The organism is Pseudomonas frederiksbergensis, from assembly GCF_003732275.1.
GTDB lineage: Bacteria > Pseudomonadota > Gammaproteobacteria > Pseudomonadales > Pseudomonadaceae > Aquipseudomonas > Aquipseudomonas frederiksbergensis_H.
The window spans coordinates 274965-287593 of record NZ_MOBM01000019.1 but is presented as its reverse complement, the minus strand read 5'-3'; the positions used below and the strand labels follow the sequence as shown (position 1 = coordinate 287593).

Sequence of the window (12629 nt, the reverse complement as noted above, 5' to 3'; positions counted from 1 at the left end):
ATCCCATGTAGGAGCTGCCGAAGGCTGCGATCTTTTCGGCCTCACTCGGTTACAGGCTAAACCGCCCAACCATGTTGTTCAGGTCCAGCGCCAGGCGCGACAGTTCGTTGCTGGCCGCGCTTGTCTGGTTGGCACCGGTGGCCGATTGCACCGACAGGTCACGAATGTTCACCAGATTGCGGTCCACTTCACGGGCCACTTGCGCCTGTTCTTCGGCGGCACTGGCGATCACCAGGTTGCGCTCGTTGATTTCGACGATGGCGCTATTAATAGTGTCCAGCGACATGCCTGCACCGCGAGCGATATTCAAGGTCGACTCAGCGCGCTCGGTGCTATTGCGCATCGAATCCACAGCGTGTTCGGTGCCGCTCTGGATGCTGCCGATCATGCGTTCGATTTCGCTGGTCGACTGCTGGGTGCGATGGGCCAGGGCACGTACTTCGTCGGCGACCACCGCAAAACCGCGACCGGCTTCACCGGCACGGGCTGCTTCGATGGCAGCGTTCAAGGCCAACAGGTTGGTCTGGTCAGCCAGGCCGCGAATCACGTCCAGCACTTTGCCGATGTCCCGCGACTCGTTGGCCAGATCGCCGATCAGGGTGGCGGTGCTCTGTACGTCGGCGCTCATGCGTTCGATGGCACTGACGGTTTCCTGCACCAGGTCACGACCGTCGCCCGCCGACGTGGTGGCGTTTTTCGAAGCTTCGGAGGTGCTTACGGCATTGCGCGCGACTTCTTCCACGGCGCTGGTCATTTCGTTGACCGCGGTGGCAGCCTGTTCGATTTCGTTGTTCTGCTGGGTCAGGCCACGGGCGCTTTCGTCAGTGACGCTGTTGAGCTCTTCCGCGGCGGACGCCAGTTGCGTGGCCGAACCGGAAATCCGTTGCAGGGTGTCGCGCAGTTTTTCCTGCATTTTCGCCATTGCGGCGAGCAGACGACCGGCTTCATCTTCGCCATCGACGGTGATCGGGCGCGTCAGGTTGCCTTCGGCAATTTCTTCGGCGGCGCTCAGGGCATTGGCGATGGGTTTGGTGATGCTGTTGGTCAGTAGCCAGGCGAACAGCAGGGTCAGGCCAGTGGCGATCACCAATAGGGTCACTACCAGGTTGAAGGCTGACGAGTACTGATCGGCGGCTTGCTGGTTGGTGTCGACGGTCTGCTGAGTGTTGATCTCCAGCAAGCGGTTGAGCACGGTGTTGATGGCTTCAGAGTTGTTCAGCAAGTCGGTGTTGACCAGTGTGCGCAGTTCGTCGACCTGATTGTTGCGCGACAAGCCCTTCATCCGGTCTTCGATCTGGCGATACTGACCCAGCAACTGCACATACTGATCATAGGCTGCACGTTCCTGCGGGCTGGCGATCAGCTTTTCATAGGATGTCTGAGCCGCTCGAATCTGCTGGTTACGGGTTTCCAGCAGGTCCATGGTTTTCTGCTGGACGTCCGGCTCGCGATTTACCAACAGGCGATAAGCCAGGACGCGCAGGCGCAGGGTCAGTTGAGTGAACTCGTCGAGGCTTTTGATGCTCGGTACGCTGTTGGAGGTGATCTCCTCGGCGGCGCCGCGAATCTTGCTCATCTGGTTCAGGGCGAACACACCCAGGATCAGCATCATGGCGCCAATCAGGGTGAAGCCGAGGAACGCCCGCGGTGCGATATTCATATTACGTAGGGACATAGTGTTCACCGAAAAAAGCGCATCCGTGCGGCGCTGAGACTGCTGTATGCATGACTTATCGGTCATACGACTAAAGTCTTGAGGCGCTGCGCGTTTTTGTCGCAGAAGGGCCGCGGCGACGAAGTGCAGGAACCAGATCCGCCAAACACAGTCTTTAAAGCTCGCGAGGAAGGTCGCCCGCCAGCAAAATCAAGGCCTTGCGCCCGAATAACCCTGGCGTCAGTGGTGACTTTTCTTTATCGTACGCGCCCTTTGAAAATGCCCGGAAAATCAAAATGTTGGAAGCATCCCTAAGCCAATTGGAACAACTGGTCAGCGACCTGGTGCAGCAGAACCAGACCCTGCTCGGCACCAATCAATCCCTGAGTGCAGAACTGGCCCAGGTCAAGGATGAAAACGAAAGCCTGCAACTGAGCCTGATGGAACAGGAAGAGAAACAAGGCGCCACCGCGGCACGCATTCAGGCCTTGGTTGAGCGCGTCAGCGCCGGCCCTGTCAGCGCATGAGTTACGGCGCCGCAGGGGTAAAAGTCGTCTCGATCCTGGGAGAGGACTATTCGATCAAGGCGCCGGCCGGGGAAGAGCAGACCCTGCTGGACGCCGCCTTAATGTTGAAAGCCGCCCTGGCCGAGACCAAAAAGAAATACCCGACGCTGATCGGTGACCGCTTGCTGGTGCTGGCGGCAATGAATCTGTGCTCGCAGCAGATCGAAATGCAAAAGCGTCACCAGCAGGAACTCGACCGTTACCAAGAGCAAGTCAGCGCCACGGTTGAAGTGATCGCCAAGACAATCAATCAGGCCTGATCAGCTTTGCGCACAACCAAAGAATAAATTGTCGTTTGCGTTGTATACAATCGGCATGGCTGTTGCAGTGTTTCAGCCTCTTATTCTTTGGGGGTGCTCCATGCAGTTCTGGCGACGCAGTATTCAATGGCAGTTGATCCTGAGCATGGGCACCGCCCTGCTGGTCAGTATTCTGATCGTGGTTGGCGTTTATACCCTTGTGGTCAACCGCCTCGCCCAGCGCTATCTGGTCGAGCAGGCGCTGCCGTCGAGCATCGAGGCGATGCGCAACGACATCGAACGAATCCTTGTTCAACCCCTCACCGCCGCCAAGGACATCGCCAGTAACAGCATGGTGCGCGACTGGTTGGTCGGGGGCGAGAACAATGCCCAGACTGCCGCGTTTGTGCAGTACCTGGAAGGCATCCGCGCCGAGCACAAAGCCTTTACCGCGCTGATTATCGGGGCCGCTTCAAGCCATTACATCACTGAAAAAGGCCTGGACCGGACGCTCAGCCGTTCCAATCCCAACGACGCCTGGTTCTATTCGTTCCTCGACAGCAACCAGCCGCGCACCCTCAATATCGACAATGACACCGCCACCGGTGAGTTGGCGCTGTTCATCGACCTCAAGGTCGAGCAGGCCGGCAAAGTCGTGGGTGTCGCCGGGCTGGGCCTGAGCATGAAAGAGCTGTCGCAGCTGATTCAGAATTTCAACTTCGGTGAGCGCGGCAAGGTCTATCTCGTGCGCTCCGACGGTTTGATCCAGGTTCACCCAGAGGCGCAGTTCAGCGGCAAACGCACGCTGATTGAACAGATCGGCGCCCCGGCGGCGCAAGCGGTCATGGGGCAGCTCTCTACCTCCACCGCGTCCGCCACCAGCAGTTTTGTCCGCGATGGCGAAGATTTTCTGGCATTGAGCCTGCCGCTGCGTGATTTGGGGTGGACCTTGGTGGCCGAAGTGCCGCAGTCGCAGATCTACGCCGAAGCCCGGCGCGCGATGTGGATGAGCAGCGGCATCGGTCTGGCGGTGGCGCTGATTTGCCTATTGCTGGTGGTGTTGCTGGCCCGTGGATTGGTGCGACCGATTCGTCAGGTAACAGCGGCGCTGGTAGCCATCGGTAGCGGTGGTGGAGATTTGACCCACAGGTTAGATTCCAGCCGCGCCGATGAACTGGGTGACCTCGCTCGCGGCTTCAATCGCTTCCTGGAAAGTCAGCGCGACATGATCGGCGAAGTCCTGGCCACCAGTGAGCGTTTGCGCACCGCGGTTGGCCAAGTGGCACGGGTGGTGGATAACACGGCCGAACGCTCGGGCCGTCAGCAGGAAATGACCGACATGGTCGCCACCGCTGTCCACGAGATGGGCCTGACCGTGCAGGAAATTGCTCAAAACGCCGGCAACGCGGCCGTCGCTTCGCAAACCGCGCGGGATGAAGCACTGCAGGCGCGGGAAGTGGTGGGCGGATCGATCCGGCATATCGAAAGCATGTCCGACGAGATTGGCATCGCCGCCGGCGCGGTGGGTGAGCTGGCCCATCAGGTAGCGTCTATCGATCAGGTGTTGGCGGTGATTCGCGGGATTTCCGAGCAGACCAATTTGCTGGCGCTCAACGCCGCCATCGAAGCGGCGCGGGCCGGGGACATGGGGCGTGGGTTTGCGGTGGTGGCCGATGAAGTTCGGACCCTGGCGCGGCGGACTCAATCGTCTACCGACGAGATTCAGCAAATGATCGGCAGCCTCAAGCAGGGCGCGGAGAATGCGGTGTCTTCCATGCACGCCGGGCAAGCGGCGACCGGCACCGGCGTTGAGTCGAGTCAGCGCACCGGGGCGTCGTTGACGGCGATCACCGGGCAGGTCGAGCGGATCAGCGACATGAACCATCAGGTGGCGACGGCGACGGAAGAGCAGTCGGCGGTGACGGAAGAGATCAACCGCAACGTGCAGGGGATTTCTGATTTGGCTCGAGCGACGGCGGGGGAAGTCAGGGCTTGTCGGGAAGACTGTCAGACGTTGCAGCGGTTGGCCGATGATCTGGCTCGGCAGATGGGTGGGTTTCGGTTGAGCTGACAATCGCGTTGATTGTACCGACGCCATCGCGAGCAGGCTCGCTCCCACATGGTTCGCGTCTAACCAGACAACGCGTTCAAATGTGGGAGCGAGCCTGCTCGCGATTGGTTTTCAGCTGCGCTAAAGATTTCGGATCAGAACCACTCATCCTGCATGCCCAGACACACATCATCCCGCGCCTCAAGAATCGCCAGCTCATGGTGGCAACCCGGCACTTCCCACGTCAGGAAATATCGTGCCGCCTGCAGCTTGCCCTTATAGAAGCTCACATCCGCCGCATTCCCTTTGGCCAACCCTTCCTCCGCACGAATCGCCTGTTCCAGCCAACGCCAACCAATCACCGTATGACCGAACACCTTCAAGTACAGCGCCGAGTTCGCCAGGCTGCTGTTGACCTTGCCTTGAGCCAGATCGGTCAGCAGGCCGATGGTCACGGCTTGCAGGCGCGCCACCAGTTTCTCCAGCGGTTCCCGCAGTGGCGTTAGCGATTCATACACCTGCGCCCGCTCGGCGGTGGCGGCGATCAGGCGGATCAGTTGCTTGAGCCCCGCGCCCCCGTTCTGCGCCAGTTTGCGCCCCAGCAAGTCCAGCGACTGAATGCCGTGAGTCCCTTCATGAATCGGGTTCAGGCGGTTGTCGCGGTAGTACTGCTCCACCGGGTACTCACGGGTGTAACCGTGGCCGCCGAGAATCTGGATCGCCAGTTCGTTGGCCTTCAGGCAAAACTCCGACGGCCAGGATTTGACGATCGGCGTCAGTAGATCCAGCAGCTCATGGGCCTGTTTGCGCTCGGCTTCGCTCTCAAGGGTCGTGGTGTCGTCAAACAGCCGCGCCGCGTACAACCCAAGGTCGAACGCGCCTTCTACATAAGCTTTCTGGGTCAGCAGCATGCGTTTGACGTCGGCATGCTGAATGATTGCCACCGGTGCGGTGCTCGGATCCTTGCTATCCGGCACTCGACCTTGCGGCCGCTCGCGGGCGTACTCCAGGGAGTACAGATACCCGGCGTAACCCAGCATCACCGCACCCATGCCGACGCCAATCCGCGCCTCGTTCATCATCTGGAACATGTAGCTCAAACCGTGGTGCGGCTTGCCCACCAGATAGCCGACACACTCGCCGTTGTCGCCGAAATTCAGCGCGGTGGACGTCGTACCGCGCCAGCCCATCTTGTGGAACAACCCGGCCAGTAATACGTCGTTGCGCTGGCCGAGACTGCCGTCATCGTTGACCAAAAACTTGGGCACGATAAACAGCGAAATGCCCTTCACCCCGGCCGGTGCGTCCGGCAGTTTGGCCAGCACCATATGCACGATGTTTTCCGACAGCGGGTGATCGCCGCCTGAGATGAAGATCTTGTTGCCCTTGAGTCGATAGGTGCCGTCGGACGCGGGTTCGGCGCGTGTACGAATATCCGACAACGACGAGCCGGCATGTGGCTCGGTGAGGGCCATGGTGCCGAAGAAGCGGCCATCAATCATCGGTTGCAGGAAGCGCTGCTTCTGCTCCTCGGTGCCGAAGCTTTCGATCAGGTTCGCCGCGCCCATGGTCAGAAACGGGTAAGAGGTCGATGCCGCGTTGGCCGACTGAAAGTGCGCAAAGCAGGCTTGCGACAGCAGCGTAGGAAGTTGCATGCCGCCCGCGTCGAAACTGCGCGCGGCGTTGAGGAACCCGGCTTCGAGGAAGGCATCCACCGCCGGTTTCACTTCCGGAATCAGAATCGCCTGACCGTCCTCATAGCGCGGTTCGTTCTCGTCGCCCTTGCGGTTGTGCGGGGCGAAGAACTTCTCGGCGATGCTGCGGGCGGTGCCGATGGCCGCATCGAAGGTCTCGCGGTTGTGCTCGGCGAAACGCTCACGCTGGGTCAGGCCCTCGGCATCAAGGACTTCATACAGCTCGAAAGCCAGATTGCGGGAACTGAGCAATGTCTCGGACATGGCGGCCTACCTTATTTTGGAATGGACCGAGTCTAGGCGTGGGGAGGGCGGGCTGAACAGGATGATTGATGTGGGTGATGGTGGAGCGAGAGCGCCGCTGATCAAATGTGGGAGCGGGCTTGCTCGCGAAGGCGGTTGATCATTCAACATTAATGTCGACTGATACACCGCTTTCGCGAGCAAGCCCGCTCCCACAGGTATTGTGTAAACCAGGCACCCATTGCAGGTGCCCGGTCTTATTGCGGTTTAACCGATCGTCATCAAACTGGCATTACCACCCGCCGCAGCGGTGTTCACGCTCAACGCACGCTCGATCACCAGACGCTCCAGCGCAATGTTGGTTTCGCCCTGGGACAAACCATGAACCCCAACAATCGCACCGGCACGTTTGGCCACTTGCTGGCAGACCGCACGCAACTGGTCGGAATGGCCATGATGCAGAACCGCATCAATTACCACCTCATCCTTGGTCCAGTCGGCAACCCGCTTGATCCGCCCCTGGATTTCTTTCGGCAAGCGTGCGAACAGGGCCTTGCCCGGTTCAGCGTCCGGCCACACCGCCGAGCCGCCCACGGCCAATACCGCAGCCAGTTGGGTCAGCAGATCGCCTTCGACGTCGGCCAGGCACAGCACGTGTTCGCGCGGCAGGATGGCGTAGCTGTTGCGCTCGCCGGTCGGGCCAGCCAGTACACGTGTGATCCCGCTTTGCGATTGCGCCGCGAACTGTACGCACAGGGTGCTCAAGTCAGCGAACTTGTTGCTGTCGGCCCAGGCTTTCAGCGCGGTCAGCGGCTTGCTCATGGCATCACGCAGACGGACGTCCGGTGCCGCGAGAGCGTCGCCGCGAGCGAAGGATTGTTCGATTGCATCGGTAGGACGCGTCGACAGCAAGCGGTACAGGTACAGCGGACCACCGGCTTTCGGGCCAGTGCCCGACAGGCCTTCACCGCCGAACGGTTGCACGCCAACTACAGCACCAACAATGTTGCGGTTCACGTAGACGTTACCGGCGTTGACGTTGTCGATCACCTTGGCGATGGTCTCGTCGATGCGAGTGTGTACGCCCAGGGTCAGGCCGTAGCCGGAAGCATTGATCTGGCCGATCAGTTGATCGATCTCTTTTCGCTTGTAGCGAACCACGTGCAGAACCGGGCCGAAGATCTCCCGTTGCAGTTCGTCGAAGCTTTCCAGTTCGATCAGGGTCGGCATCACGAAGGTGCCACGTTTGACTTCTTCGCTGTTGGCGATTGCCACCTGATACACATTGCGACCTTTGTCGCGCATAGCCTGGATGTGCTTCTCGATGCCGGCCTTGGCTTCGGCGTCAATCACCGGGCCGATGTCCACGGACAGACGCTCTGGATTACCAAGACGGCATTCCGCCATGGCGCCCTTGAGCATTTCGATGACACGATCAGCGGAGTCTTCCTGCAGGCACAGTACCCGCAGCGCCGAGCAACGCTGACCAGCACTGTCGAAGGCCGAGGACACCACGTCGATCACAACCTGTTCGGTCAGTGCCGAGGAGTCAACGATCATTGCGTTCTGACCGCCGGTTTCGGCGATCAGTGGAATCGGACGACCCTGAGCATCCAGACGACCGGCGACGTTGCGTTGCAGCAGGCGAGCGACTTCGGTGGAGCCGGTGAACATCACGCCTTTAACGCGATCGTCGCCGACCAGACGGGCGCCGACAGTTTCGCCACGGCCCGGCAGCAATTGCAGCACGCCTTCCGGAATCCCGGCTTCGAGCAGCAAACGCACGGCTTGAGCAGCCACCAGCGGGGTTTGTTCCGCAGGTTTGGCCAATACCGGGTTACCGGCGGCCAGCGCAGCAGCGACCTGACCACTGAAGATGGCCAGCGGGAAGTTCCACGGGCTGATGCAGACCACCGGACCCAACGGGCGGTGGGCATCGTTGGTGAAATCGTTGCGAGCCTGCACCGCGTAATAACGCAGGAAGTCCACGGCTTCGCGCACTTCGGCGATGGCGTTGGCGAAGGTCTTGCCGGCTTCGCGAGCCAACAGGCCCATCAGCGGCTGAATCTCGCCTTCCATCAAATCGGCGGCACGTTCCAGGATTGCGGCGCGCTCGGCCGGCGGGGTGGCCTGCCAGATCGGTGCAGCATTCAGGGCGCACTGGATCGCGTTGTCGACGTCTTCAACGGTCGCTTCCTGTACATGGCCAACCACATCACGCAGATCGGACGGGTTCAGGACGGGCGCAGGGGTTTCAGTGCTGGACGCGCAACCGAGCATCGGCGCCGCTTTCCAGTTGTTGTGAGCGGTGGCCAGCAGGGCACACGACAGGGAAGCCAAACGATGTTCGTTGGCCATGTCGATGCCGCTGGAGTTGGCGCGCTCGGCACCATAAAGATCACGCGGCAGCGGGATACGCGGGTGCGGCAGGCCGAAGCCGCCTTCCAGCGTCGCCATCTGCTCGATGCTGGCCACTGGATCGGCCACCAACTCCTGGATCGAAATAGATTGGTCGGCGATGCGGTTGACGAACGAGGTGTTCGCGCCGTTTTCCAGCAGACGACGTACCAGGTACGCCAACAGAGTTTCGTGAGTGCCAACCGGTGCGTACACGCGGCACGGACGGTTCAGCTTGCCTTCGGAAACTTTACCTACAACCTGTTCGTACAGCGGTTCACCCATGCCGTGCAGGCACTGGAACTCGTACTGACCGGGGTAATAGTTCTGACCGGCGATGTGGTAGATGGCCGACAAGGTGTGGGCGTTGTGCGTGGCGAACTGCGGATAAATGACTTCCGGCACCGACAGCAGTTTGCGTGCGCAGGCAATGTAGGAAACGTCGGTGTACACCTTGCGGGTGTAGACCGGATAGCCTTCCAGGCCTTCGACCTGGGCGCGCTTGATTTCGCTGTCCCAGTACGCGCCTTTTACCAGGCGGATCATCAGGCGATGACGGCTGCGGCGAGCCAGGTCGATCACGTAGTCGATCACATACGGGCAACGCTTCTGGTACGCCTGGATCACGAAACCGATGCCGTTCCAGCCGGTCAGTTGCGGCTCGAAGCACAGACGCTCCAGCAGATCCAGCGACAACTCGAGGCGGTCGGCTTCTTCGGCGTCGATGTTCAGGCCGATGTCGTATTGCTTGGCCAGCAGGGTCAGCGACAGCAGGCGCGGGTACAGCTCTTCCATCACGCGCTCGTACTGGGCGCGGCTGTAGCGCGGGTGCAAGGCGGACAGCTTGATCGAAATCCCCGGGCCTTCATAAATCCCACGACCGTGAGAGGCTTTGCCGATCGAGTGGATGGCTTGTTCGTACGAGGCCAGGTACTTCTGGGCGTCATGCTCGGTGAGTGCAGCTTCACCCAGCATGTCGTAGGAATAGCGAAAGCCTTTGGCTTCGAACTTGCTGGCGTTGGCCAGAGCTTCGGCGATGGTTTCGCCGGTGACGAACTGCTCGCCCATCAGGCGCATGGCCATGTCGACGCCCTTGCGGATCATCGGCTCGCCGCTCTTGCCGATGATGCGGCTCAGGGACGAAGTCAGGCCGGCTTCGTTGTGGGTAGCGACCAGTTTGCCGGTCAGCAGCAAGCCCCAAGTGGCGGCGTTGACGAACAGCGACGGGCTGTTGCCCAAGTGCGGCTGCCAGTTACCGGTGCTGATCTTGTCGCGGATCAGCGCGTCACGGGTGCCTTTGTCCGGGATGCGCAGCAGCGCTTCGGCCAGGCACATCAGCGCCACGCCTTCCTGGGACGACAGGGAAAACTCCTGCAGCAGGCCCTGAACAATCCCGGCACGGCCGCCGGCGCTTTTCTGATTGCGCAGTTTCTCGGCAATCGAGGCGGCGAGCTTGTTAGTGGCTTCGGCCATCGGGGCCGGCAGGCGCGCCTGCTCGATCAGCATCGGCACCACTTCAGGTTCCGGGCGACGGTAGGCGGCAGTGATAGAGGCGCGCAGCACCGATTGCGGCAGGATGCTTTCAGCGAATTCCAGGAAGCACTGATGCGCGTGATCGACGTGGATCTCGCCCGCTTCGTCAACTTCCTTGCCGTTCAAACCGTTCAGCTCGGACAGGGTTGCACCACCCTCGAGTTTTTCCAGGTAATTGAAAATTGCCTGCTTGATCAGCCAGTGCGGCGTGCGATCAATCGAGGTCGCGGCGGCCTTGAGGCGTTCGCGGGTCGGGTCGTCAAGTTTGACCCCAAGAGTGGTGGTAGCCATATTTTTATCCTCATGTTTGCCACGACCGCGTGGCATCAGCTGGCGGCAAGATTAGCTGTGCGTCGGTCGAGGTGCAACCGGGTGCAACCCTTTTTTTTGTCGGAATAATAAGCAGCTCGTCAGGAAATTAATTCTGGTACATCCCTCCCGCGCCTGCTTGGTGCTTTTACTTCTAGCGCAACCCGGAAAACGCCCTAAAAAGGAGCAAAAACCGACCCTTTTCAGGAAAATCCGACTAGGTGCAACTTATTCGCACGAAACTGGTTGCACCTTATTTGCTTTGTTGAATAGCATTCGCGGCCAAGGTGCAACCGGTCAAAAGATCGGTGTGCCGGCTGATGGCTTTCCTGGGGAAACATCAGTCATAAATGCGCGGGTTCCGGAATCGTCTGTCAAACGTTGTCGTTTGCGAGCGGTTCACTAGCCGCCGTTACATAAAAACAATGCCAGGGCGTAACTCAATGAGCGTAAGCAATCCAACCCTGATCACATTCGTGATCTACATCGCAGCAATGGTGCTGATCGGCTTGATGGCCTATCGCTCCACCAACAATCTTTCTGACTACATTCTGGGCGGTCGTAGCCTGGGCAGCGTCGTGACCGCACTCTCTGCCGGTGCTTCCGACATGAGCGGCTGGTTGTTGATGGGCCTGCCGGGCGCTATCTACATGTCCGGTCTTTCCGAAAGCTGGATCGCCATCGGCCTGATCATCGGTGCTTACCTGAACTGGCTGTTCGTTGCCGGCCGTCTGCGCGTGCAGACCGAGCACAACGGCGATGCGCTGACCCTGCCGGATTACTTCTCCAGCCGTTTTGAAGATAAAAGCGGCCTGCTGCGGATCATCTCCGCGGTCGTGATCCTGGTGTTCTTCACCATCTACTGCGCTTCCGGCATCGTGGCCGGTGCCCGTCTGTTCGAAAGCACCTTCGGCATGTCCTACGAGACAGCGCTGTGGGCCGGTGCCGCGGCGACGATTGCCTACACCTTCGTCGGTGGTTTCCTGGCTGTGAGCTGGACTGACACCGTACAAGCCACGCTGATGATCTTCGCCTTGCTGCTGACGCCGATCATCGTGCTGTTGGCAACTGGCGGCATCGACACCACGTTCCTGGCGATCGAAGCACAAGATCCAAGCAACTTCGACATGCTGAAAAACACCACTTTCATCGGCATCATCTCGCTGATGGGCTGGGGCCTGGGCTACTTCGGCCAACCGCACATCCTGGCGCGTTTCATGGCAGCGGATTCGGTCAAGTCGATCGCTAATGCCCGTCGCATCTCCATGACCTGGATGATCCTGTGCCTGGGCGGCACCGTCGCTGTAGGTTTCTTCGGTATCGCTTACTTCTCGGCAAACCCTGCCGTGGCCATGCCCGTGAGCGAAAACCACGAGCGTGTGTTTATCGAACTGGCGAAAATCCTGTTTAACCCGTGGGTTGCCGGTGTGTTGCTGTCGGCCATTCTGGCTGCAGTGATGAGTACCCTGAGCTGCCAACTGCTGGTGTGCTCGAGCGCCCTGACCGAAGACTTCTACAAAACCTTCCTGCGTAAAACCGCTTCCCAGGTTGAATTGGTCTGGGTCGGCCGTGCCATGGTGTTGCTGGTTGCCCTGATCGCCATCGCTCTGGCGGCTAACCCGAATAACCGTGTACTGGGTCTGGTCAGCTACGCCTGGGCTGGTTTCGGTGCTGCGTTCGGTCCAGTTGTCCTGATCTCCGTGATCTGGAAAAACATGACCCGCAACGGCGCACTGGCCGGCATCCTGGTCGGCGCGATCACCGTGATCGTCTGGAAACACTTCGAACTGCTGGGCCTGTACGAAATCATCCCTGGTTTCATCTTCGCCAGCCTGGCGATCTACTTCGTCAGCAAAATGGGTACACCGACCACCGGCATGCTTCAGCGCTTTGCCGCGGCCGAGAAGGATTTCCGCCTGAACCAGTGATGGGGATGAGCTGATG

General features: G+C 59.9%; 7 protein-coding genes and 2 pseudogenes. 5 read left to right on the top strand and 4 right to left on the bottom strand.

The features are described 5' to 3' along the window. Positions 1-49: 49 nt before the first annotated feature. Both BK662_RS35865 and BK662_RS35860 read right to left on the bottom strand, forming a co-directional pair. Positions 50-913 (bottom strand): methyl-accepting chemotaxis protein, encoded by an 864-nt coding sequence (locus BK662_RS35865; protein WP_375538996.1) that lies wholly within the window; start codon positions 911-913, stop codon positions 50-52. Continuing rightward, positions 905-1660: pseudogene (locus BK662_RS35860) on the bottom strand (MCP four helix bundle domain-containing protein); the annotation flags it as partial. The pseudogene BK662_RS35860 and the gene BK662_RS35865, both read right to left, overlap by 9 nt. 290 nt (positions 1661-1950) lie before the next feature. Between BK662_RS35860 and BK662_RS15310 the strand changes: the two are divergent. From BK662_RS15310 to BK662_RS35850, 4 genes and pseudogenes are all read left to right on the top strand, one after another. Further along, positions 1951-2181: a hypothetical protein gene (locus BK662_RS15310; protein ID WP_007903194.1), complete on the top strand. Its 231-nt coding sequence runs from the start codon at positions 1951-1953 to the stop codon at positions 2179-2181. Continuing rightward, the gene (locus BK662_RS15305) at positions 2178-2480 is read left to right on the top strand and encodes a cell division protein ZapA (RefSeq protein ID WP_007903196.1); all 303 of its coding nucleotides are present in this window, start codon (positions 2178-2180) and stop codon (positions 2478-2480) included. The genes BK662_RS15310 and BK662_RS15305 overlap by 4 nt, the downstream gene beginning before the upstream one ends. Before the next feature lie 55 nt (positions 2481-2535). Further along, positions 2536-3663 (top strand): annotated as a pseudogene (locus tag BK662_RS35855) (HAMP domain-containing protein); the annotation flags it as partial. 21 nt (positions 3664-3684) lie between these two features. Then, entirely contained in the window at positions 3685-4530 is an 846-nt protein-coding gene (locus BK662_RS35850) for a methyl-accepting chemotaxis protein (RefSeq protein WP_375538995.1), read from the top strand. A gap of 134 nt (positions 4531-4664) precedes the next feature. Here BK662_RS35850 and BK662_RS15295 read toward each other — a convergent pair whose 3' ends face one another. Next, the gene (locus BK662_RS15295; protein WP_123358747.1) at positions 4665-6467 is read right to left on the bottom strand and encodes an acyl-CoA dehydrogenase; all 1803 of its coding nucleotides are present in this window, start codon (positions 6465-6467) and stop codon (positions 4665-4667) included. Positions 6468-6713: 246 nt separating this feature from the next. Further along, on the bottom strand, positions 6714-10667 hold the full coding sequence (gene putA, locus BK662_RS15285; protein WP_123358746.1) for a trifunctional transcriptional regulator/proline dehydrogenase/L-glutamate gamma-semialdehyde dehydrogenase: 3954 nt from the start codon (positions 10665-10667) through the stop codon (positions 6714-6716). Positions 10668-11128: 461 nt separating this feature from the next. Here putA and putP point away from each other — a divergent pair, with 461 nt between their 5' ends. Beyond that, on the top strand, positions 11129-12613 hold the full coding sequence (gene putP, locus BK662_RS15280; RefSeq protein ID WP_123358745.1) for a sodium/proline symporter PutP: 1485 nt from the start codon (positions 11129-11131) through the stop codon (positions 12611-12613). Positions 12614-12629: the final 16 nt, after the last annotated feature.